The 22,683-nt window shown below is 62.4% G+C and carries 24 protein-coding genes; 11 read left to right on the forward strand and 13 right to left on the reverse strand.

Annotated features, from left to right (window positions below; translation table 11 throughout):
* Positions 1 to 34: 34 nt before the first annotated feature.
* The 11 genes from cheD to HQN78_RS12525 all read right to left on the reverse strand — a co-directional run bounded on the left by cheD (position 35) and on the right by HQN78_RS12525 (position 10,699).
* Positions 35 to 643 carry a chemoreceptor glutamine deamidase CheD gene (gene cheD, locus HQN78_RS12470; protein WP_107798341.1) on the reverse strand — a complete coding sequence of 203 codons (609 nt, stop codon included), beginning with the start codon at positions 641 to 643 and terminating at the stop codon, positions 35 to 37.
* On the reverse strand, positions 640 to 1,713 hold the full coding sequence (locus tag HQN78_RS12475; RefSeq protein ID WP_235084156.1) for a chemotaxis response regulator protein-glutamate methylesterase: 1,074 nt from the start codon (positions 1,711 to 1,713) through the stop codon (positions 640 to 642). The genes cheD and HQN78_RS12475 overlap by 4 nt, the downstream gene beginning before the upstream one ends.
* 75 nt (positions 1,714 to 1,788) lie before the next feature.
* Positions 1,789 to 2,622, reverse strand: a complete 834-nt coding sequence (locus HQN78_RS12480) for a CheR family methyltransferase (protein ID WP_235084157.1) — start codon at positions 2,620 to 2,622, stop codon at positions 1,789 to 1,791.
* Between the two features lie 20 nt (positions 2,623 to 2,642).
* Positions 2,643 to 4,991 (reverse strand): methyl-accepting chemotaxis protein, encoded by a 2,349-nt coding sequence (locus HQN78_RS25850; RefSeq protein WP_370646528.1) that lies wholly within the window; start codon positions 4,989 to 4,991, stop codon positions 2,643 to 2,645.
* A 10-nt stretch (positions 4,992 to 5,001) separates the two neighbouring features.
* Positions 5,002 to 5,508, reverse strand: a complete 507-nt coding sequence (locus HQN78_RS12495) for a chemotaxis protein CheW (RefSeq protein ID WP_227107169.1) — start codon at positions 5,506 to 5,508, stop codon at positions 5,002 to 5,004.
* A gap of 18 nt (positions 5,509 to 5,526) precedes the next feature.
* Positions 5,527 to 7,536, reverse strand: a complete 2,010-nt coding sequence (locus HQN78_RS12500) for a chemotaxis protein CheW (RefSeq protein WP_235084158.1) — start codon at positions 7,534 to 7,536, stop codon at positions 5,527 to 5,529.
* Positions 7,537 to 7,583: 47 nt separating this feature from the next.
* Positions 7,584 to 7,949 carry a response regulator gene (locus HQN78_RS12505; protein ID WP_043635932.1) on the reverse strand — a complete coding sequence of 122 codons (366 nt, stop codon included), beginning with the start codon at positions 7,947 to 7,949 and terminating at the stop codon, positions 7,584 to 7,586.
* 228 nt (positions 7,950 to 8,177) lie between these two features.
* Positions 8,178 to 9,176 carry a SpoIIE family protein phosphatase gene (locus tag HQN78_RS12510; protein ID WP_235084159.1) on the reverse strand — a complete coding sequence of 333 codons (999 nt, stop codon included), beginning with the start codon at positions 9,174 to 9,176 and terminating at the stop codon, positions 8,178 to 8,180.
* A gap of 80 nt (positions 9,177 to 9,256) precedes the next feature.
* Positions 9,257 to 9,562, reverse strand: a complete 306-nt coding sequence (locus HQN78_RS12515; RefSeq protein WP_039754785.1) for an STAS domain-containing protein — start codon at positions 9,560 to 9,562, stop codon at positions 9,257 to 9,259.
* A gap of 40 nt (positions 9,563 to 9,602) precedes the next feature.
* Positions 9,603 to 9,899, reverse strand: coding sequence for an ATP-binding protein (locus HQN78_RS12520; protein ID WP_235084160.1), 297 nt, complete (start codon positions 9,897 to 9,899; stop codon positions 9,603 to 9,605).
* Complete coding sequence (locus tag HQN78_RS12525; RefSeq protein WP_235084161.1) at positions 9,896 to 10,699, reverse strand: histidine kinase dimerization/phospho-acceptor domain-containing protein; 804 nt, start codon at positions 10,697 to 10,699, stop codon at positions 9,896 to 9,898. The genes HQN78_RS12520 and HQN78_RS12525 overlap by 4 nt, the downstream gene beginning before the upstream one ends.
* A gap of 239 nt (positions 10,700 to 10,938) precedes the next feature.
* On the opposite strand from HQN78_RS12525, the gene HQN78_RS12530 reads away from it, so the two are divergent.
* Genes HQN78_RS12530 through HQN78_RS12570 form a run of 9 tightly spaced genes read left to right on the forward strand, consistent with a single transcriptional unit; the run spans position 10,939 to position 19,335 of the window.
* On the forward strand, positions 10,939 to 11,892 hold the full coding sequence (locus tag HQN78_RS12530; RefSeq protein WP_081546080.1) for a chemotaxis protein: 954 nt from the start codon (positions 10,939 to 10,941) through the stop codon (positions 11,890 to 11,892).
* A gap of 39 nt (positions 11,893 to 11,931) precedes the next feature.
* On the forward strand, positions 11,932 to 12,870 hold the full coding sequence (locus HQN78_RS12535; protein ID WP_107798334.1) for a chemotaxis protein: 939 nt from the start codon (positions 11,932 to 11,934) through the stop codon (positions 12,868 to 12,870).
* 51 nt (positions 12,871 to 12,921) lie between these two features.
* On the forward strand, positions 12,922 to 13,317 hold the full coding sequence (cheY, locus tag HQN78_RS12540) for a chemotaxis response regulator CheY (protein ID WP_048410525.1): 396 nt from the start codon (positions 12,922 to 12,924) through the stop codon (positions 13,315 to 13,317).
* 45 nt (positions 13,318 to 13,362) lie between these two features.
* The gene (gene cheZ / locus HQN78_RS12545; RefSeq protein ID WP_235084162.1) at positions 13,363 to 14,121 is read left to right on the forward strand and encodes a protein phosphatase CheZ; all 759 of its coding nucleotides are present in this window, start codon (positions 13,363 to 13,365) and stop codon (positions 14,119 to 14,121) included.
* A 51-nt stretch (positions 14,122 to 14,172) separates the two neighbouring features.
* Positions 14,173 to 16,071, forward strand: coding sequence for a chemotaxis protein CheA (locus tag HQN78_RS12550; protein ID WP_235084163.1), 1,899 nt, complete (start codon positions 14,173 to 14,175; stop codon positions 16,069 to 16,071).
* 19 nt (positions 16,072 to 16,090) lie between these two features.
* Positions 16,091 to 17,314, forward strand: a complete 1,224-nt coding sequence (locus tag HQN78_RS12555) for an EAL and HDOD domain-containing protein (RefSeq protein WP_048415010.1) — start codon at positions 16,091 to 16,093, stop codon at positions 17,312 to 17,314.
* A 46-nt stretch (positions 17,315 to 17,360) separates the two neighbouring features.
* On the forward strand, positions 17,361 to 18,035 hold the full coding sequence (gene tsaB, locus HQN78_RS12560; RefSeq protein WP_235084164.1) for a tRNA (adenosine(37)-N6)-threonylcarbamoyltransferase complex dimerization subunit type 1 TsaB: 675 nt from the start codon (positions 17,361 to 17,363) through the stop codon (positions 18,033 to 18,035).
* Positions 18,032 to 18,475, forward strand: coding sequence for a ribosomal protein S18-alanine N-acetyltransferase (gene rimI / locus HQN78_RS12565; protein WP_107798330.1), 444 nt, complete (start codon positions 18,032 to 18,034; stop codon positions 18,473 to 18,475). Before tsaB ends, rimI begins: the two co-directional genes overlap by 4 nt.
* Positions 18,472 to 19,335: a uracil-DNA glycosylase family protein gene (locus HQN78_RS12570; RefSeq protein WP_235084165.1), complete on the forward strand. Its 864-nt coding sequence runs from the start codon at positions 18,472 to 18,474 to the stop codon at positions 19,333 to 19,335. Before rimI ends, HQN78_RS12570 begins: the two co-directional genes overlap by 4 nt.
* A gap of 120 nt (positions 19,336 to 19,455) precedes the next feature.
* Here HQN78_RS12570 and rpmG read toward each other — a convergent pair whose 3' ends face one another.
* Together rpmG and rpmB are read right to left on the reverse strand one after the other, a co-directional pair.
* Entirely contained in the window at positions 19,456 to 19,611 is a 156-nt protein-coding gene (gene rpmG / locus HQN78_RS12575) for a 50S ribosomal protein L33 (protein ID WP_017506994.1), read from the reverse strand.
* Positions 19,612 to 19,647: 36 nt separating this feature from the next.
* Positions 19,648 to 19,881, reverse strand: a complete 234-nt coding sequence (gene rpmB, locus HQN78_RS12580; protein ID WP_011137003.1) for a 50S ribosomal protein L28 — start codon at positions 19,879 to 19,881, stop codon at positions 19,648 to 19,650.
* Positions 19,882 to 20,172: 291 nt separating this feature from the next.
* Between rpmB and HQN78_RS12585 the strand changes: the two genes are divergently transcribed.
* The gene (locus HQN78_RS12585; RefSeq protein ID WP_107798328.1) at positions 20,173 to 21,819 is read left to right on the forward strand and encodes a CTP synthase; all 1,647 of its coding nucleotides are present in this window, start codon (positions 20,173 to 20,175) and stop codon (positions 21,817 to 21,819) included.
* Complete coding sequence (gene kdsA, locus HQN78_RS12590) at positions 21,816 to 22,667, forward strand: 3-deoxy-8-phosphooctulonate synthase (protein WP_235084166.1); 852 nt, start codon at positions 21,816 to 21,818, stop codon at positions 22,665 to 22,667. The genes HQN78_RS12585 and kdsA overlap by 4 nt, the downstream gene beginning before the upstream one ends.
* Positions 22,668 to 22,683: the final 16 nt, after the last annotated feature.

The following is a 22,683-nucleotide window of genomic DNA, read 5'->3' on the forward strand; positions in this document are numbered from 1 at the left end:
GCGTCTCACGACGCGCGGCGGACGTTGAACCGCATCAGATAAACAGCTCGATATCGCCGGACTTGCCGGCCACCTCCGGCTGCATCACCTGCTGACGATAGCGGGTCTCCTCGCTGATCAGGCTGCGGCTACGCTTGAGCTTCTTGACCAGCACCTTGCCGCTGTCGGTGAAGAAATACACTTTGCGCGCGCAGTCGCCCAGCAGGTCCTCGGCCAGAATGGGAATCCTTTCCGCATCCAGGTAGCCGTGGATGAAGCGGCGATTGCGCTCGCCCACGTTCATCACCGACATGCCCTCCAGCACATTGCCGCCGCCGAAGACCTTGGCTTCCATCCGATGGCGCATCGCGCCCAGTTTCTGCATTTCGGTAATCATCAACTCCATCGCGTGCACGCCGAAACGGGCGGCGGACGCGCCCTCGCCCACCTCGATGCTGCCCTCGGGCAACAGGAAATGGTTCATGCCGGCCACATTGGCTGTCCGGTCCAGCATGCATACGGCCACGCAGGAGCCCAGCAAGGTCACCAGCAGCTGCGGCTGGCCGGTGACGTAGAAGCCGCCGGGAAACACCTTCACCGCCTGGCTTTGAAAATGCTTGTCGAAATACGAATGGCTGCTGAAATGCACCGCGCCGTTCTTCATAACATCGCCTTTTCCGCCTTGCCGTACAGGCAGGCCATGATTTTGGAGGGCAGCGCGTCCAGCGGCCACTCCTGTTGCACGCCGCCGGCCTTCATCGCTTCCCGCGGCATGCCGTACACCACGCAACTGGCCTCGTTCTGACCGAAGGTGACCGCGCCGGCGTCGCGCATCCTGCGCAGGCCGTCCGCGCCGTCCCGCCCCATGCCGGTCAGGATCACGCCGATGGCGCGCTTGCCCAGGCAGCGCGCGGCGGAGTCGAACAGCGCGTCCACCGACGGCCGGTGCCGGTTCACCTTGTCGCTCTGATCCAATTCGATGCGAAAACCGTCCGCGGCGGCCTGCACCCGCATATGCCAATCGCCCGGCGCGATATAGGCCACGCCCTGCCGCACCGGCTCGCCCGCCTCCGCCTCCTTCACCCGCATCGGACAGCTGGCGTTCAAGCGCGCGGCGAAGCTGGCGGTGAAATGCTCGGGCATATGCTGCACCACCAAGATGGGCGGGCATGTCGCGGGCAGGCCGCTCAGCAGCGCGCGGATCGCCTCGGTGCCGCCGGTGGAGGCGCCGATGAACAACATCGCCTGCTGCGCGCCGGCGCCCAAGGGCGGCGCCGGCGGCGGAACATCGGCCGGGCGATGAAAACGATGCGGCGCCCGCACCCTGGCCGCGGCCGCGGCCCGTATCTTGTCCCGGATCTCATCGGCGTAATCGCCCATGCGCCTGGCGATATCGTGCGCCGGCTTGGACAGAAAGTCGATGGCGCCCAGCTCCAGCGCCGTCAGCGTCGCCTCCGAACCCTGCTGCGTCAGCGAGGAGATCATCAGCACCGGCGTCGGCCGCAGCCGCATCAGCCGGCGCAGGAACTCCAGGCCGTCCATCCGCGGCATTTCAACGTCCAGCGTGATCACGTCCGGATCCAGCGCGCGGATGCGCTCGCGCGCGATCAGCGGATCGGAGGCGGTGGCCACCACTTCCATGTCCGGCGCTTCGTCGATGATGGAGGTCAGCAGATTGCGGATCAGGGCCGAGTCGTCCACCACGATTACCCGAATTTTCTTTTCCAGCGCCATCCACGCTCCCGGATCGATAAACAAGGCTCATAAACTCGCGCCGCAGCGCGACGGCCGGACGCACGGAACGCCTGATCAGGCCAGCCGGTAGCTGGTCTTGCCGCAGGGGACGAAGGCGTCGCTCAGGTGCAGGATGTTTTCCGAATGCCCCAGCAGCAGCAGCCCGTCCGGAGCCAGATGCCGCGCCATATGATTGAGTATGGCCGCCTGCGTCGGCTTATCAAAATAGATCAGCACATTGCGACAGAAAATGACGTCGAACTCCCCCAGCGGCGGCCATTCCTCTGCCACCAGATTCATCTGGAAAAACGTCATCGCCTCGCGCACGCGTTTCTTCAGGCGCACCTTGCCCTCATTGGCGCCTACGCCCTTGTCGAAAAAACGGCGCAGCTGCGGCTCCGACAACTGGCTGACTCGCTCGCGCAGATACACGCCGCGCATCGCCTGTTGCAGCACATGGGTGTCGATGTCGGACGCCAGCAACTCGCAGGGGAAGGGCCGCAAGCTCTCCGTCAACTCCGCCATGGTGATGGCGATGGAGTAAGGCTCCTCGCCGGTCGAGGACGCCGCGCTCCAGACCCGGTAGGGCCGGCCTCGTTTGCGCCAGCGCTCGGCGTGGGCGCGCAGCATGTCGAAATGATGCGGCTCCCGAAAAAACGAGGTCAGATTGGTGGTCAGCGCGTTGATGAAATTCTGCCATTCCTCCGACAAGGCGTCCTGATCCAAGCGGTCCAGATACTCGGCGAAGCTTTTCAGGCCCAAAGCCCGCACCCGCTTGGCCAAGCGCGCGTAGGCCATATGCGTCTTGCTGTCGTTGAGGGCGATGCCGACCCGCTGGTACACCATGTCGCGGATGCGGCGAAAATCCTCGGGCGTGAACGTGATGTCCAATTCCAAGCCCGCCAACACGGCCCCTCCGGACCTGTGCCTCAAAACTCCTCCCACTCGCCGTCGCTCAGGTCCACCTGCGGATGCAGCCGCGCCGGCACCACGATCTTGCCCGCCGGCTTAGCTGGCGCCGGATTGACGCCGCCGGCATGGGCGGCCGGCTCCGCCGCCGACGCCACGCGCGCCGGCGCTTGCCGCAGACGCGGGCCATGCTCTCCCAACTTGAACACCTGCACCGCGTCGTCCAGATAGCGCGCCTGCTCTTCCAGCGACTCCGCCGCCGCCGCGGCCTGTTCCACCAGCGCGGCGTTCTTCTGCGTGTTCTCGTCCATCTGCGTCACCGCCAGATTGACCTGTTCAATGCCCGAGCTCTGCTCGATCGACGCGGCGGAGATATCGCTCATGATGTCGGCGACGCGGCGGATGGAGATCACGATCTCGTCCATGGTGCTGCCGGCCTCGTCCACCAGCTTGGAGCCGGACTCGACCTTGGCCACCGAGTTGCCGATCAAGCCCTTGATCTCCTTGGCGGCGGCGGCGGAGCGCTGCGCCAGATTGCGCACCTCGCTGGCCACCACGGCGAAGCCGCGCCCTTGCTCGCCGGCCCGCGCCGCCTCCACCGCGGCGTTGAGCGCCAGGATATTGGTCTGAAAGGCGATGCCGTCTATCACGCTGATGATGTCGACGATCTTGCGCGCGCTATCGTTGATCTCGTTCATGGTGGCCACCACGTCGCCCACCACCTTGCCGCCGCGCGCGGCGATGTCGGAGGCGCCGGTGGCCAGCGTATTGGCCTTCTTGGCGTTCTCCGCGTTCTGCCGCACCGTGCTGGTGATTTCCTCCATGCTGGAAGCGGTTTCCTCCAGGCTGGCGGCTTGCTGCTCAGTGCGGCTGGACAGATTGGCGTTGCCGGAGGCGATCTCGCGCGCGGCGGTGTTGATCGCGTCGGTGGACTCCTTGATGTTGGACACGATTTCCTTCAAACGCACCACCGTGGTATTGGTATCGTTCTGCAACTGGCTGAACAGTCCCTGGTAATCGCCCTTGATCGCATGGGTGAGATCGCCCTTGGCCAGAGCCGCCAGCACGGTGGCGATATCGCCCAGGCCCTGGCTGGTCACCGCCAGCAATTGGTTGACGCTTTCGCCCAGCTGGCGGAAAAAGCCGTCCTTGCCTTCCAGATTGATGCGCCGGTCGAAATCGCCGGCCGCGGCGGCGGAGATGATGCTGGCCACCTCTTTCTCTATCTCCACCTCCCCGGTACGGTCCTTCCATTCCACCACCGTGCCCAAACGGGAACCGTCGGTGCCGAACACCGGATTGGCCACCAGGCCGAAAATGCGCGTGCCTATATTGATCTGCGCGCGATAAGTGGCGCTCAGATTGGCCAGCAGATCGCGCTGATGCGCCGGATTGCTGTGGAAAACATCCATATTGGCGCCCAGCATCGCGCGCGCGTCGAAATTGGGCAAGGCCTTGCGCAGATCGGCCTCGGCGCGACGCATCATCTCCAGCACGCTGTGATTGGTGTAGATGATGTTGCGCTCGTTGTCGGCGATCATCACATTGGTGGAGGCGTTGTCCAGCGCGTTGCGCACCCGGATGTTCTCGATCGCCTTCTCGGCCAGCAAGCTCATCGACGCGAACAGGCTGTGCTGGTCGCCCGGTTTGACCTTGATTTCGGAGCGCACCTGGCCTTCGGTCAACTCCCGCATCACTTTGACCAGTTCCGCCGGCTCCCCGCCCAGTTGGCGCATCAGCGAGCGGATGATGAAGACGCCGAAGCCGACGCCGATGAGCAGGGCCAGCAGAGTAAAGGCGAACAGCAGTTTGTAAGCCTGCCGGGAGTTGTCGCTGGCGTCCTGTCCCGCCTTGCGCATCAGGTTCTCTTCAAACGCGATGTAGCGGTCGATCGAAGCCATGTATTTGAGCTGGGTGTCGCGCAGGGTGACGAACAGATAATCGCGGGCCTGCACATCGCGCCCCTGCGCCTGCATGCGCCGGAACACGTTCAGCTCGGAGCGGAAACTGGCCTCGTCGGAGCGCATCGCCTCGAAAAGCGGCCGCCCGGCGTTGCCGACATTCGGCTCCAAAGCCGTCATCCGCTGCGTCAGATTGGCCAGGCTCTCGTCGATCTGCTGGTTGAACTCCTTGATCAGTTGGGCATCCTTGCTCAGCAGCAGATTGCGCACGTCCCGAGACGCCAGGTCGACATTGGCGGCGATCTTGTGCGCGGCGCTGACCTGCGGGATATGCACGCCGGAAATATTGACCAGATCATCGGCCAGTCCCTGCAGCTGTCTGACCGCCAGCGTCATCGCCACCGCCAGCAACAGGATCAGCAGACCGAAGCCCAGGATCAGTCTATGGATCACTTTCATATTGTTCATGCTTCGCCCCCTAATTCGCTTGCACTCGAGCCGCGGCGTCAGTCAACGCCATTTCCTCGCTGCCCATCAGCCTCTCGATATCGACCACGATGATCATGCGCTCGTCCAGCGTGCCCAGTCCTTCGATATAGGCGGTGTCCACCGCCGCGCCAAACTCCGGCGCGGCGCGCAGCGCATCGCTCTCCAGCTGAATCACGTCCGACACGCCGTCCACCACCGCGCCGATGACCCGCCCGCACACATTCAGCACGATCACCACGGTGAACGCGTTGTACACCGGTTCGCCTATGCCGAACTTCAGGCGCAAATCCACGATGGGCACGATATGGCCGCGTAGATTGACCACGCCCTTGATGAAGTCCGGCGCGTTGGCGATGCGGGTCACCGCGTCGTAACCGCGGATCTCCTGCACCTTCAAAATATCGATGCCGTATTCTTCCGTCCCCAGCGTGAACACCAGCAGCTCATTGCCCGAGCGTCTCTGCGCCAGGCCCGGACCATCCCGTTCCGCCACCATTTCTTTATCCTTGTTGTTTCATGCGTCCAGCGCCATACGCTGGTTGTGCCGCGCAATCGCGGCGATGTCCAAGATCATGGCCACCTGACCGTCGCCCAGGATCGTGGCGCCGGAAATGCCGTCCACCTTGCGGTAATTGGTTTCCAGATTCTTCACCACGAACTGCTGCTGGCCGATCAGGTCGTCCACCAGCAGCGCCAGCCGGCTATTACCGGCCTCCACGATCACCAGAATGGCCTCGCTCGGCGTCCGCCTCGCGTCCGGAATGGAGAAAAACCGGCCCAGCGGCACAATCGGCAGGTACTCGCCGCGGATGGCCACCACCTGGCCGCGAGCGGCCACTGTCTTGATTTCGCTCGGCGCCGGCTGCAAGGACTCCAATACCGCGCCCAAGGGCATCACATAGGTTTCCGCGCCGATGCGCACCGACATGCCGTCCATGATCGCCAGCGTCAGCGGCAGATGAATGCTGATGGTGGTGCCGATGCCGGCCATGGAGTCGATCTCCACCCGGCCGCCCATGCTCTGAATGTTGCGCTTGACCACGTCCATGCCCACGCCGCGGCCGGACACTTCGGTCACCTCGGCGGCGGTGGAGAAGCCGGCTTCGAAAATCAGATTCCACACCTCGGCGTCGCAAAGCGAGGCCGGCGCCGCCAAACCGCCTTGCCGCGCCTTGGCCAAAATCCGCTCCCGGTTCAGCCCGGCGCCATCATCGCTGACTTCGATGACGATATTGCTGCCCTGATGGAAGGCGCGCAGCGTCAGCCGTCCCACCGGGTCCTTGCCGGCCGCCTGCCGCGCTTCCGGGGCCTCGATGCCGTGGTCCAGGCTGTTGCGCACCAGGTGAGTCAGCGGATCGGACAGCTTCTCGATGAAGCCCTTGTCCAGCTCGGTGCCCTCGCCCATCATCGTGAGCTCCACCTTCTTGCCCAGACGGCCGGCCAGATCGCGCACCACGCGCGGGAAGCGGTTGAACACGAAGGCGATCGGCGTCATCCGGATGGACATCACCGCCTCCTGCAACTCCCGCGCGTTGCGCTGCAAGGCGCCGATGCCGCCTAGCAGGCGCTCGTGCGCCACCGGGTCCAGACCCGCGCCGGACTGCGTCAACATGGACTGGGTGATCACCAGCTCTCCCACCAGGTTGAGCAGCAAATCCACCTTGTCGATATTGACCCGGATCGAATTCTCGCCCACCGCGCCGCCGCGCGCCGCCGGCTTGGCCGCGTCGGGGTCCAAGGCTGGCGCCTCGTCCTGCGGTGCCGTCTCGGCAGGCGGCGGCTCGAACAGGCCGAAGCCGTCGCCCTCCAGCCAGACCGAAGCGTCCGGCTCCGGCGCCGCCTCGAGAAACAGCCCGAAGCTGCCCTCCTCCTCCACCCCATGATCGACGTTGATGCGGAAGCTGTCCTGCGGCAAGGCGAAGGCCAGCGACTCCGCCACCTCGGCGGCGTCCAGCGGCGAGGTGAACACCGCCACCCAGGGCAACTTGTCGGCGTCCTCGCCGTGCTGCACCACGCTCAAGTCCCCGTGCTCGGCCAGCGACTCCAGCAAGGCGTCGATATCGACGCCGTCCACCACGTCGATTTCCAGGTACAGCGTCCAGTGCCGCGTCTCCTCCGGCGTCGCCCGCCGCGTCGCGGCCTCCGCCGGCGCGACGGCCAGCGCCTCCAGCTGCGCCTTGAGTTCGCCGGCCAGCGCCGCGTCGGCCTCGCCCTTGCCCTTGTGCGCCGCCAGCATCCCGTACAGCACGTCCTTGGCCCGCAGCACCAAATCCACCAGATCCGAACTCAAGGCGCGCGCGCCGCGCCTCACCTCGTCCAGCAAACCTTCGAGCACATGGGTCAGATCCGCCATATCGGCGAAACCGAAGGTGGCGGCGCCGCCCTTGATCGAATGCGCGGCGCGGAACACCGCATGCAAATCCTCCTGCTGCGGACAGGACTGGTCCATGCCCAGCAGCAGGCTCTCCATGCTGGACAAGTGTTCATCCGCCTCATCAAAAAACACTTGATGAAACTGCGACATGTCGATTGCCAAAAGCTCGCTCCTCGCCGTGCCCAAGATCAGCCGATTCAGCCGATCACGCGCTTGACCACATCCAGCAGCTTCTGCGGATCAAAAGGCTTGACCAGCCAGCCGGTGGCGCCGGCCGCGCGGCCAAGCGCCTTCATCTGATCGCTGGACTCCGTGGTCAGCATCAGGATAGGCGTCGTCGTATACGCCGGCAGCTTGCGCAAGGAGCGGATCAAGGTCAGCCCGTCCATGCCCGGCATGTTCTGGTCGGTCAGCACCAGATTGAACTGCCCACCCTGCGCCTTGGCCAGGCCGGCGTTGCCGTCCCCGGCCTCCACCACCTCGTAGCCGGCGCTTTTCAAGGTGAACGACACCATCTGTCGAATCGAAGCGGAATCGTCAACCGTCAGTATTTTTTTGTGCATAACATCCCCGTTTCAGGAAACCGCCCGCCGCTCGTCCGACGCAGTCCGCGCCGGGTCCGTTTCCCATTCTTTACCTTGCTCGCTCGTCGTCTCGCGCCGCGGCGGCGAGACGGTCGATTCGCCCAAGCGCTGAAATTCGCGCAGATATTAATGATTGATCAACTAAAAAGCCCGCCGATTCAAGCCGGAATCCGCGCGGAACCGGCGCACGCGGCCAATGGACATTCTTCAAGCCGGCCGCGGCGGCGCCAACGACGGCACGGCGAAAGCCAGCGACGACATGTCGTCATTGTATGGGCTGCTGAAGCCTAGCGGAATTGACGGCAAGGGGCCATAGCCGAAACCGTCGGTCGAGGAAATGCTGGACAAGCGCAGCAAACGCGACAGCAGATACGGCAGATCCGACTCCTCCATGCCGTCGCTGTGCGCCAGGAAGTGCTGGCCTTCCGCCCAGGGCAGCGCCAGTGGCTCCAGCGGTTCGATGTCGGCTCGCAGGCCCAGCGGACTGCACATGGAAGAAAAGCGCTGTTCCAGCCTGGTGGACAGGAACAACAGAATGTCCGGCATGCCGGCGTTGACCAGCCTCACCATTCGGGCGGCCCAATCGATCTCCAGCAAAGCGCTGCCGACGTAGCGTCCATCGGCCACATGGCTATGCATGAAAGCGTTGAGCTCCCGCAGGGCGGACAAGGACAGAGGCTGCTCCAGCAGCACCCGCGACGCGCCCAGCGCCAACAGCGCGGCGTCCAGCGCCGAACCCTGGCCGTGGCCGGACGCGTCGCCCAGGATCAGCAAGGTCCGCTCCGGCAAATCCGCGCGCAGCACCACGTCGCCGCCCACCGCGTCCACCGGCTTGACCGACACCTCCAGGGGAAACACGCGGCCCGACGCCTGTCCCGACGGACGGTACAGGGACATGGCGCCGTTGATGATGTCGAACGCCGCCGCGCCGAACAAGCGCGGGCAGAGCGCATGTTGCTGCCAATGCCAGGCCAGCAGGCGGCTGCGCAGCAAGTCCGCGTCGAAGTCGCCGCGCAGAAAATGAATACTGGGCGTGGCCAGCCAGGGCGCCGCGCGCCCCGAGGAAAACACCCACAAGGGCTTGTCGCCCTCCCACTGCTCGAACAGCTCGGCCGGAGCGTCCGCCAGATTCGTCAGCCAAAGATCCTGCTTGCCGCCCACCGCGAAGTCGGCGCCACCGCAAAACCACCAATCCAGCGCCGACAACCAAGGATCGCCACGAACCCGTGCCTCGGCATCAGCGGACAACCAGGCCCGGATGCGCACAGACGCTCCAATGCTTGAACTTACTTAATGGTGAACATCTTGTTGAAGCAGGCGATTTCGAACACCTGCATCACCGCCTCGCGGCAATTGATCAAGGTCATGCTCTTCTTCTGCCCCGCCGCGCGCTCCTTCAGCAACAACAGCATGCCCAGCGCGGAACTGTCCAGGAAGGGCACCTGATCGAAATCGATCTCGATCTCCTGCACCTCCGGATTGTCCAGCAGCTCCTGGCTGGCCTGCCGGAATTCCCGATGCAAGTTGAAGTCGAATTGCCCGATCAGGATCATCTTTCCAACTCTGCCCTCGACTTTGACAATGGGTCTCATGCGGCGTCCTCTGCTTTCTTCTGAATAAACGGCACATCCATCACGATTGCATCATCGGAAGGCTGAGCTCGAAACAGGCCCCGCCCTCCCCCTTGTTGAAACAACGCACTTGCCCGCCCAGTTCGTCCACCACTTTCTTGACGATGGCCAAGCCCAGGCCGGTGCCGCCGGGGCGGGTGGTGAAAAAGGGCTCGAACATCTTCTCCAGCTCCTCCGGGTTGAATCCGGGACCCGAGTCCTCCACCCGAAACAGCAAGGCCGTCTCGCCTTCCTCCACCGATAGCCGCACCACATCGCCGCTTCCTGAAAAGTGCCAGGCATTCTCCAAGAGATTCACCAAGGCCCCTGCAACGCTTTGCGGTCCACCAAAACCTTTATGGCAGATGACACCACCACATTGCAATCAAAAAGCACGCCTTTTTCATGACATTGTGGTTGCATGACGGCGCGCAAATCCTCCAGCAGCCCCTCCAGATCCAAAGGCTCCAGCGTCGTCACCTGGCCGCGGACAAAACTCAGCATGTTCTGGATCAAGCTCTCCAGCGCCCGCATCCGGGCCAGGCTCTTGTCGACGAAGCGCGCGCGATCCTCCGCCCGCGGGATATCCTGCTTCAGATTGGCCGTATACAGCATCGCCGTGGCCAGCGGCGTGCGCAGCTGGTGCGCCAATGCCGCCGCCATGCCGCCCATGGACGCCAACTTCTGCTGACGCGCCAATTCTCCGGTCAATTGATGCAAACGCGATACATCGTGAATAAGCACAATCTGTCCTCCGACAGACGGCAGATCCTGGCATTGCATGGTCAACACCAGACCCGGCTCGCCATGCCGATGGCAATAGGTGTCGTCCAGTTCCGAACGCTGCAGCCCCGCCAGCATGTCCCGCCATAAAGCGCCGACAGAACAGCCATTTAGCATCCGGCTGGCGGCCGGATTCACCGCCGTGACCGCGCCTTCGGCCGAGACTTGCACCACGCCCGCGGGCAGCGCCTCCAGCAGCAAACCCAGGCGCTCGGCCAGCATTGCGTTCTCATCGCGCTGTTTGCGCAGCTGATTATTGGCTTCGTCCAGCTGCGCGTTGAGAACTGTCACCTGGCTCTCAAGTTGTCTATACGCATCAATGAGTTGGCCGGACACCGCATTGAATTGCTCGAAAGCGGCTTCCAGTTGCTGCTGATCTTTGAGGCTTGAAACCATATGCCGAATCGCTTGCGAGTTATTTGTAAAAACCACTTAAACAGTATGATAATGAATGGGTATCGCTGAGCCAAGCTGTTATCTGGCATGCAGCTCAGCAAAAAAAACCGGGCAAAACCGATATCTGGCGTATAAAGGGTAGTAGTACGCCACTTCAAAAGAATGCAGCGGAGGTTTCTGTGTCAGAGCTTCTCAAAAAAATCGACGCCAGGACGAAACTGGCCGGCACCAACAAGCTGGAAATCCTGCTGTTCTCGTTGGGCCAGGATCAGCGCACGGGGCGCAAGGAAATCTTCGGGATCAACGTGTTCAAGGTGCGCGAGGTCATGCGCACGCCGGAAATCACTTCCGCGCCTGAAATGCCCTCCTCGGTGGAAGGCATGGTCAGCCTGCGCGGCGCGCTGGTGCCGGTCATCGACCTGGCTAAATACACCGGCGTGGTGACCAGCAACAAGCCGGAAATCATGATCGTCACCGAGTACAACGCCCACACCCAGGGCTTCCTGGTGGAGGCGGTGGACACCATCCTGCGTCTGGACTGGTCCGCGATGCGCGTGCCGCCGGAAATGATCACCAACCGCATGGCCGGGCTGGTGACGGCCGTGACCGAGCTGGACAACGGCACGCTGGTGATGATGATGGACGTGGAAAAAGTGCTGGCGGAAACCACCATCGTCGACGACGGCCACACCTTCCTCGGCATCGAGCCGGTCAAGGAACCGCGCCGGATCTTCTTCGCCGACGACTCTGCCGTGGCGCGCAAGCAGATCGAACGCACGCTGGAAGTGATGAACATCCAGTACACCTCCGCCATCAACGGCATGCGCGGATGGGAAGAATTGCAGAAAATGGCCAATCAGGCCGATCTGGCCGGCAAGAAGCTGTCGGATTCGCTGCACTTGGTGCTGACCGACGTGGAAATGCCGGAAATGGACGGCTATATGCTGACCAAGATGATCAAGAGCGATCCGCGTTTCAACGGCATTCCGGTGTTGATGCACTCCTCCCTTTCCGGTTCCTCGAATCAGAAGCTGGGCGAATCGGTCGGCGTGGATTCCTACGTCGCCAAATTCGAACCGCAGAAGCTGTCGATGAAACTGCGCCAGATGCTGAATCTGGAACCCAAAGACTAAAGATCAAGTAAGCAAAAGCATTAAGGGAGAGGGACAGATATGGCAGCCACAGACGCCTCCTTGCTTGCAACCGTTGACGCCAGGACCAAACTGGCGGGTTCCAACAAAATGGAGATTCTGCTGTTTTCGCTTGGAACGCGGGAAACCTTCGGCATTAACGTTTTCAAAGTGCGCGAGGTGTCGCAGACCCCCGCCATCACCAAAACCCCGAACATGCCGTTTGGCGTGGAAGGCGTGCTGTCGCTGCGCGGCAATATCATCCCGGTCATCTCGCTTGGCAAGTTCATCGGCGCCGATCAAACCCGCAGCTACGAAACCATGATCGTCACCGAGTTCAACAAGAGCACCCAGGCCTTCCTGGTCGACTCTGTGGACCGCATCATCCGCGTGGACTGGGACAAGGTGCGCGCGCCGGAAAACATGATGGCGGCGAGCGGCACCAACCAGAACCTGATCACCGCGATCACCGAACTGGAAAACGGCAAGCTGGTATCCATCCTGGACGTGGAGCAGATCCTGGCCAGCGTGGTCGGCGAGCCCCGCCTGCCGGACGTGCCCACCGCCCAGCTGGAAAACGACCAATACCTCTTCTTCGTCGACGACTCGGTCGTCGCCCGCAAGGAAATCACCGGCGTGCTGGAGAAGATGGGCATCAAATTTCAGCAAGCCACCAACGGCCGCGAAGCCTGGGACCGGCTGCAGACCCTGGCCGGCCGCAATTTCGGCGAGGACGAGTGCCTGCACGACCACCTGAAAATCATCCTCGTGGACGCCGAAATGCCGGAAATGGACGGCTATGTGCTGACCAAGCTGATCAAGTCCGATCAGCGTTTCCGCGGCATTCCGGTCGTGATGCACTCCTCGCTGTCCTCCAACGCCAACCGCGCGATGGGCTCCAGCGTGGGCGTGGACGCCTATGTCGCCAAGTTCGACCCCGGCGTGCTGGCCGAAACTTTGATTCCATTCCTGCAGAGGTAGTCGCTACAATATGCGGCTCGATGAATTTCAGATAAATCAGGACACACCTCAATGGCAGACAAGAATATTCGCTTCCTAGTCGTAGACGATTTCTCCACCATGCGGAGAATCGTGCGCAACCTTTTGAAAGAGCTAGGATTCACCAACGTCGACGAAGCCGAAGACGGCATGGTTGCGCTGCATAAGCTGAAAACCCAGCACTTCGACTTCATCGTTTCCGACTGGAACATGCCCAATATGACCGGCATCGAACTGCTCAAGGCAGTCCGCGCCGACGCCCAGCTCAAGCACTTGCCCTTCATGATGATCACCGCGGAAGCCAAACGGGAAAACATCATCGAAGCGGCCATGGCCGGAGCCAGCGGTTACATCGTGAAACCCTTCACTGCCGCCACCATGGAAGAAAAAATGAACAAGATCTTCCAAAACCTGAATAAACCAGCCTGAGTGCCGAAAAAAAACGGTCTGCGTCAGTATTGAGGAGGATTTATCGTGTCCAATCACATCCTGGAGAGCGGGGACAACCCGGATCTTGAAGCTCTGTTCGACAGCATTGCGACGCAGCAAAGCGAGGCCGCGCCGCCTGAAGCCGCCGCGCCCGAAGCCGTCGCAGCGTCCCAGCCCGCCGGAACCGCCGGCAGCCCTACCTCGATGTATGAACAAATTGGTCAGTTAACCCGCAAAATGCATGATGCGCTACGCGATCTAGGCTACGACAAATCCCTGGGAAAAATGGCGGACGCGATTCCGGACGCCAAGGACAGGCTGACTTACATCGCCACCCTGACGGAAAATTCGGCCGAACGCGTGCTCAACGCCACGGATCTGGCCAAGCCGTATCAGGACCAGCTGGAAAGCAAGGCGCTGGAGCTGTCCTCGCGCTGGGAACGGCTGTACGCCAATCTGTTGAGCGTGGAAGAGTTCCAACAACTTGCGGCCGACACGCGCGGCTACTTAAATGAAGTGCCGGCCCAGACCCAGGCGACCAGCACCCAATTGCTGGAAATCGTCATGGCCCAGGACTTTCAGGATCTGACCGGCCAGGTCATCAAGAAGATGATGGGCATGGTCCAACTGCTGGAAAGCGAGCTGGTCAACTTCCTGATCGAATTTTCGCCGGAGGCGAAAAAAGAAGAATTGGGCATGGGCACCAATCTGCTGAATGGCCCGGTCATCAATCCGGAAGGCCGCACCGACGTGGTCAGCAGCCAGCAACAGGTCGACGACCTGCTGGAAAGCCTGGGCTTCTAACGAACAACACGCAGAACAGAGCACGCGAGCAAGGCGTGGCGGGAGTGGAAAATGAGCGAATTCGCCGGCATGGAAGAGCTGCTGCAAGACTTCTTGATGGAGTCTACGGACCTCCTTTCCGATGTAGACAATAAACTGGTCGAACTGGAAAAGCGCCCGGAAGACAAAGCGCTGCTGAACGACATTTTCAGAGGCTTCCACACCATCAAGGGCGGCGCGGGCTTTCTCAATGTCGGCCCGATGATCAATCTATGCCATCGCACCGAAAACCTGTTCGACAAACTCCGCAACGGCCAGCTGCACATCACCGCCGGCATCATGGACGTGATTCTTGACGCCACCGGCATCGTGCGCGATATGTTCGGCACCATGGGCCAGGGCCTGATGCCCAGCGAAGCCGACCCGCGCATCCTGGCGGCCTTGGACGCCGCGCTGGCGGGCGAGACGCTGTCCGAAGAGCCCGCGGCGGCCGAACCGGCCCCAGCGGCAGCTCCCGCTCCGGTTGCAACGCCGGCGCCCGCTGCGGCCGCGCCGCAGCCCGCAAGCAACGGTCAAGGCCCGGACTGGAATCAGCTCTATCAAGCCGTCACCCCCGGCGGCGCCTCCGGCCCTGCGGCGGCGCCCGCGCCCCAAGCGGCGGCGGCGCCTCCGGCCCCGGTTGCCGCTGCGCCTGCTCCCAAACCGGCGGCCAAGCCGGCTCCGAGCAAACCGGCGGCCAGCGCGCCCAGCAGCAGCGGCCCTCAGGAAAACACCATCCGCATCGACACCGTGCGTCTCGACATGGTGCTCAACCTGTCCGGCGAAATCGGCCTGACCAAGAACCGTCTGACCACGCTGCGCACGGAAATCCTGCAAGGCAACCGCGACACCAATACCCTGCGCTCGCTGGACGAGGCGATCAGCCAGCTGGACCTGCTGGTCGGCGACCTGCAGAACGCGGTGATGAAAACCCGCATGCAGCCGATCGGCCGCCTGTTCCAGAAATACCCGCGCTTGGCTCGCGACCTCGCCCGCCAATTGGGCAAGGAAGTCGAACTGGTGCTGTCCGGCGAAGAGACCGAGCTGGACAAGACCATGATCGAGGACTTGAACGATCCGCTGGTCCACTTGGTGCGCAACGCCGTCGACCACGGCATCGAACAGCCTGAAGAGCGCATCGCCGCCGGCAAGAAGCCGCAGGCGCTGGTGCAGCTGACCGCCGAACAGGTGGGCGACCACATCCTGATCGAGATCACCGACGACGGCAAAGGCATGAACGCCGACGCGCTGCGTCGCAAGGCCATCGAAAAAGGCCTGATCGACCAGGAAAGCGCCAACACGCTGGATGAGAAGCAATGCTTGCAGCTGATCTTCCTGCCCGGCTTCTCCACCAAGGATCAAATTTCCAGCGTGTCCGGCCGCGGCGTGGGCATGGACGTGGTGCGCACCAATATCCAGAAACTGAACGGCCGCATCGACATCAACTCGGTGCAGGGCGAAGGCACCCGCATCAGCATCTCGCTGCCGCTGACCCTCGCCATCCTGCCGGTGCTGGTGGTGCGCGCCTGCAACCAGCCGTTCGCCGTGCCGCTGGCGATGGTGCGCGAAATCATCACCATCGACCCGAGCGCGATCCAGGAAGTCTCCGGCAAGCCCACCATCGTGGTGCGCGACGAAATCCTGCCGCTGAAAACCCTGGCCGGCCTGCTGGGCTGGGAGCCGACGCAAAAGCCTTACTTCGGCGTGCTGATGCAGTCCGCGGAAAAATCCTTCATCTTGGCGATCGACTCCTTCGTCGGCCGCGACGACGTGGTGATCAAGCCGCTGCAGAACATCCGCCCGAAAGGCGTGGCCGGCGCCACCCTGTCCGGCGACGGTTCCGTCGTGCTGGTGCTGGACATGGAAGACCTGCTCACCTCCAGCGAGGCCAGCAACACCGTCACCCGATCCGCGGACCTGATCGCCACCTGAGCAAAGGCATACCGGGACAATGACCTCGACGAGCGCCTTCATAGGCAGGCAGGCCGTTCTCAACCGCAACCAGCAGCTCATTGGCTATGAGCTGCTTTTTCGTCCCAGCGGCGAGGCCTCCGGCGTCGGCAAGCATACCGAACTGCAAGCCGATACCCAGGTGCTGGTCAACACGCTCAACAATATGGGCACCAGCTGGCTGATCGGCAGCAAGCTGGCCTTCATCAATATCGGCGAAGCCATGCTCAGCAGCGAGTTCCTTGAACTGCTGCCGCCGCGCCGCGTCATTCTCGACATCTCGCCCCGCATCGTACCCTCCAACGAACTGCTGTCGCGCGCGCGGCACCTGCGTTCGCTGGGCTTCGGCATTTCTCTGGACGACTTCAGCTTCGAGTCGCCGGCGGCGGCCTTTCTGGAGCTGGCCAACTACGTCAAGCTGGACATCCAGCATCAGGACACTAACCGCTTCCAGATGCTGGCGTCGCGGCTGCGCAGCTATCCGGTGATCCGCATCGCCGAACGCGTGGAAACCCACGCTCAGTTCCATCTGTGCAAAGAGCTGGGCATGGACGGCTTCCAGGGCTTTTACTTCGCCCAGCCGGAAACCCTGTCCGCCAAGGTCATCCACCCCTCCTTCCGCAACACCCTGGAGCTCTTGAACCTGCTGCGCCTGGACGCCGACATCCGCGACGTCGAGCAGGTCCTCAAACGCGACCTGGCCTTGTCCTACAAGCTGCTGCGCTACGTCAACTCCGCCGCGGCCGGCCTGAACACCAGCATCAGTTCCTTCTCCCATGCGGTCACCGTGCTGGGCTATCAAAAGCTCTACCGCTGGCTGACCCTGCTGCTGGTCACCGCCTCCGACGAAGGGCATGCGCCGCCGGCGCTGCAAAAAACCGCGGTCACCCGCGGCCGCTTCATGGAGCTGCTGGGCAAGGCCCACGGCGAGCGTCACGACACCTGCGACAATCTGTTCATCATCGGCATGTTCAGCCTGCTGGACGTGCTGTTCGACATGCCGATGGCCAACATCATCGAGCATCTACAGCTGCCCGAAGCCATCACCGAGGCCCTGTTGCACGAGAAAGGCACGATGAGCCGCTTCCTCAAGCTGGTCAAAGCCTGCGAAGACGGACAACTGACCGGCGTGCCGGAACTCTGCGCCCAACTGAACCTCAGCAGCGAGCAGTTCAACCAGGCGCATGTCTCCGCGCTCGCCTGGGTGGAAGAACTCGGCTTATAATTCGCAGTCTTGCAGCACGCTCTTAAGCTTGAGACCGAATTCCCCGATGAAATTGCTTGCCATTGATTGCTCCACCTCGTTTCTATCCCTAGCCGTTGACAACGGTTCGCGCATTTTCTCCTTCCACGAGAAAGTCGAGCAGAAGCACGCCGAACGCGCGCTGCCGGAACTGGCTCGCCTGCTGGAACAGGCGGAACTGCGGCTGGAGCAACTCGACGCCATCGCCTTCGGCCAGGGCCCCGGCTCCTTCACCGGCTTGCGCATCGCTTGCGGTCTGGCCCAGGGCCTGACTTTCTCCGCCGGCATTCCGGTCATCGCCATTCCCACGCTGGACAATATCGCGCAGCAAGCCGGCGCCGGCACCGTGCTGGTCTGTCTCGACGCCAGAATGCAGCAGGTCTACAGCGCCGGCTACCGCGTCGCCGACAACGGCGAACCGGAACGCCTCGGCCCGATCAGCGTCGGCGCGCCGGAAGCCGTCCAATGGCCGGAACGCGCCGTCATCGGCGCCGGCGACGGCTTCGAACGCTACCCCGTCCTGCAAGAAAGCGCCGGCGACGCCGTTGTGCGCGCGGATCTGCAGCCCAACGCCCTCGCCTACTTCCCGCTGGCGCGCAGCGGCCGCTATCCGCAAACCCATCCGCGCGAAGCGGAGCTGCTGTATGTGCGCAATAAAGTCGCCCTGACCGCGCAGGAACAACAGCAGGCACGCCAAAAATGAGTTCCGTCTATCGCGCCTTCCTGCCCGACGACGCCGCTCAACTCGCCGAGCTGGAGAGCCGCGCCTGTGCTCACGGCTGGTCCGCAGCTCAATACCAAGACTCCGTGCGCTGCGGCCACCAATTCCACGGCCTGTTCGCCGCTGGGCGCCTGCAAGGCTTCGCCGTCACCCAGAGCGTGCTGGACGAGGCGGAACTGCTCAATATCGTGATGGATCCGCAATGGCAGGGCCAGGGCTTGGGCAAGCGGCTGCTGCGGGAACTGAGCGCCGCTCTGGCCGCCGCCGGCGCGCGACGCCTGTTTCTGGAAGTGCGGGCCGGCAACGCCGTCGCCCGCGCCCTGTACTCAAGCCAGGGCTTTATTGAAAACGGCCGACGCAAGAACTACTACCCCTGTGCCGACGGCCGCGAAGACGCCATCCTGATGGAGACCGACCTATGAGCCGCGCCGTGCTGATTCAAAGCGTCATCGGACTGGGCCCCGCCTGGGAAGCGCGCCCCGGCTGGTTCGAACAACACCCGGCGGCGCTGAGCCGCCAAGCGGAAGCGCCGGCCGACGTCGACTTGGCGCCCGTGGAGCCCCCGGCTCCGCCGCGGCCGGACATTGTCTCGCAGCCCGAACCGACGACGCTCGTCGCCGCGCAGCCCTCCGCCAAGCTCCCTCCGCTCTCCGCCGAGCCCCCTCCGCTCTCCGCCGAGCCCCCTCCGATCGCCTCCCCCGCGCCCGAAGTCCTGCCTCTGCTGGAATGGGACGCGCTGGAACGCGCGGTGCGCGACTGCCGCGACTGCCGGCTGTGCCAAACCCGCACCCAAACCGTTTTCGGCCGAGGCAACCGACAGGCGCGCTGGCTATTGATCGGCGAAGCGCCGGGCGAGCAGGAGGACAGGCAAGGCCAGCCTTTCGTCGGCCGAGCCGGCCAGTTGCTGGACAATATGCTGACCGCCACCGGACTGGATCGCGACCGCGACGTGTATATCGCCAACGTGCTCAAATGCCGTCCGCCCGGCAACCGCAATCCCGGCGGCGACGAAATCGCCGCCTGCCAGAGCTATCTGATCCAGCAGATCCGCCATATCCAGCCCACGCTGATCCTGGCGCTCGGCCGCTTCGCCGCCCAGACCCTGCTGCAAACGGAAAAGGGCATCGGCCAATTACGCGGCAAACTGCACAGCTATCAGGACATTCCCCTGATCGTCAGCTACCACCCGGCCTACCTGCTGCGCAACCAGCCGGACAAACTCAAGGCCTGGCAAGATCTGGTGTTCGCCAAAAAAACCTTTGGCCGCCTCAGCGCCGATTAAACGCAAAAACCCCGCCAAGCATGCTTGGCGGGGTTTTTTAGTGCCGAACCATAAAGAAAAAAACCCTTCTCCGTGCACCAGAGAAGGGCTCTTTGCTTTCGCGTTCCCGCGGAAACCGGCTTATTTCAGCTTGGTTTCTTTGTACAGAACGTGTTTGCGAGCAACGGGATCAAATTTTTTGATCTCCATTTTTTCCGGCATCGTACGCTTGTTCTTCGTAGTCGTGTAGAAGTGGCCGGTGCCAGCAGTGGACTCAAGCTTGATTTTATCGCGCATGTGTTATTACCTCAGTAGCTTTCTGGTTGACCGCAATCAGATCTCGCCGCGAGCGCGCAGATCAGCCAGCACTACATCGATGCCAACTTTGTCGATGGTACGCAGTGCCGCGTTGGATACGCGCAGACGCACCCAGCGGTTTTCGCTCTCAACCCAGAACTTGCGATATTGCAGGTTAGGCAGAAAACGACGTTTAGTCTTATTGTTGGCGTGGGAAACATTGTTCCCGGTCATCGGACGCTTGCCGGTGACTTTGCAAACACGCGCCATGTTGAACACTCCCAAAACCGGTAAAAGCTGGCTTTATATCATAGACAAAGCCAGACACTCAAGCAGAAAACGCACCCTTTTGCAGCATGGGCGCGATCGTGTATGAAACAGTCGGCGGCAATTGTACCGTATTCGCCACAGAGATGCGAGCACTTCTTTGCCAAGCAGCGAAACGCGTCTGGCCGGCCGCGCTCGGGGACGGCGGCGCGACTTGCAACAACATGGTTCGAAGCGATTCAAATCGCAACGATTTCAGGGTAGAATCCCGGATTCCCATAGAGCCGTAATCTCATGACCAAGTACATCTTCGTAACCGGCGGTGTGGTGTCCTCCCTGGGTAAGGGCATTGCCGCTGCGTCCATCGCCGCCATCCTCGAGTCTCGCGGGCTGAAAGTCACCATGCTGAAGCTCGATCCCTACATCAACGTTGATCCGGGCACCATGAGCCCGTTCCAGCACGGCGAGGTGTTCGTCACCGAAGACGGCGCGGAAACCGACCTCGATCTGGGCCACTACGAGCGCTTCATCCACGCGAAGATGAAGAAAAGCAACAACTTCACCACCGGCCAGGTGTACGAGTCCGTGATCACCAAGGAGCGCCGCGGCGACTACCTGGGCGGCACCGTGCAAGTGATCCCGCACATCACCGACGAAATCAAGCTGAAGATGCATGAAGGCGCGGCCGACGCCGACGTCGCCATCGTCGAGATCGGCGGCACCGTGGGCGATATCGAATCGCTGCCCTTCCTGGAAGCCATCCGCCAGATGCGCTCCAACCTGGGCCGCAAGAACACCCTGTACGTGCACCTGTCCTACGTGCCCTACATCGCCACCGCCGGCGAGATCAAGACCAAGCCGACCCAGCACTCGGTGAAAGAACTGCGCGAGATCGGCATTCAGCCGGACGTGCTGCTGTGCCGGATGGACCGCGAACTGCCGGAAGACGAAAAGCGCAAGATCGCGCTGTTCTGCAATGTGGAAGAAAACGCCGTCATCGGCTGTTACGACTCCGACTCCATCTACAAAGTGCCGGCCATGCTCCACAACCAGGGCATCGACGACATCATCGCCGAGCAACTGCAACTGGACCTGCCCAAGGCGGATCTGTCGGTGTGGGGCCGCATCATCGACGCGATCGAGCACCCGGACCACAGCATCAACATCGCCATGGTCGGCAAATACGTCGATCTGACCGAGTCCTACAAGTCGCTGACCGAAGCGCTGAAGCACGCCGGCATCCATACCCGCACCAACGTCAACATCATCTACGTGGACTCCGAGGAAATCGAGCGCGACGGCGCCGACTCCCTGAAGGACATGGACGCCATCCTGGTGCCGGGCGGCTTCGGCAAGCGCGGCGTGGAAGGCAAGATCAAGGCGGTCAAGTTCGCTCGCGAGAACGACATCCCCTATATGGGCATCTGCCTGGGCATGCAAATCGCGCTGATCGAATACGCTCGCGACGTGGCCGGCATGGCCGGCGCCAACTCCACCGAATTCGACCTCGACACTAACTTCCCAGTGGTGGCCTTGATCGACGAGTGGGTCAACCACGACGGCAAGGTGGAAAAGCGCGACGAAAACTCCAATCTGGGCGGCACCATGCGCCTGGGCGGCCAGCAGTGCGATCTGGAGCCGGGCTCTCTGGCGGCGAAAATCTACGGCGCCGGCGAGATCGTAGAGCGTCATCGCCACCGCTACGAAGTCAACAACTACTACATTCCGCGTCTGGAACAGGCCGGCCTGGCCATCAGCGGCCGCTCCGCCGGTCATGAGAAGCTGGTCGAAACCATAGAACTGGCCAATCACCGCTGGTTCTTCGCCTGCCAGTTCCACCCGGAATTCACCTCGACTCCGCGCGACGGCCATCCGCTGTTCATCTCCTACGTGAAGGCGGCGCTGCAATACCAAGCGGACAAGCAAGGACCCAAGGCATGAAACTGTGCGGATTCGAAGTCGGCCTCAACCAGCCGCTGTTCCTGATCGCAGGCCCCTGCGTGATCGAGAGCGAACAGATGGCGCTGGACACCGCCGGCCAGCTCAAGGAGATCACCGCCGAGCTGGGCATCAACTTCATCTACAAGTCGAGCTACGACAAGGCCAACCGCTCCTCCGGTTCCTCCTTCCGCGGCTTCGGCATCGATGAAGGCCTGCGCATCCTCTCGGAAGTGAAACGCCAGATCGGCGTGCCGGTGCTGACCGACGTGCACAGCGAGAACGAAATCGTGCAAGTGGCCAGCGTGGTCGACGTGCTGCAAACGCCGGCCTTCCTGTGCCGCCAGACCGACTTCATCCGCGCCGTCGCCCAATGCGGCAAGCCGGTGAACATCAAGAAGGGCCAGTTCCTGGCCCCGGGCGACATGAAGAACGTCATCGACAAGGCCCGCGCCGCCGCGCAGGAAGCCAACCTCGAGCCGGACAGCTTCATGGCCTGCGAACGCGGCGTCTCCTTCGGCTACAACAACCTTGTATCCGACATGCGTTCGCTGATGATCATGCGCGACACCCAGTGCCCAGTGGTCTACGACGCCACTCACTCGGTGCAGCTGCCCGGCGGCCAAGGCACCTCCTCCGGCGGCCAGCGCGAATTCGTGCCGGTGCTGGCGCGCGCCGCAGTGGCTTCCGGCATCGCCGGCATCTTCATGGAAACCCATCCGGACCCGGCCTGCGCAATGTCAGACGGCCCCAACGCCTGGCCTTTGCCGCGCATGAAGGAACTGCTGACCACGCTCAAGGCGCTGGACGACTTGGTCAAGCACAATCCCTGGCCGGAACACACCCTGTAAACCGGCAGGCGCAGAT

Origin of the sequence: Chromobacterium sp. Beijing (assembly GCF_021496765.1) — a bacterium.
In the GTDB taxonomy this organism is placed as follows: domain Bacteria; phylum Pseudomonadota; class Gammaproteobacteria; order Burkholderiales; family Chromobacteriaceae; genus Chromobacterium.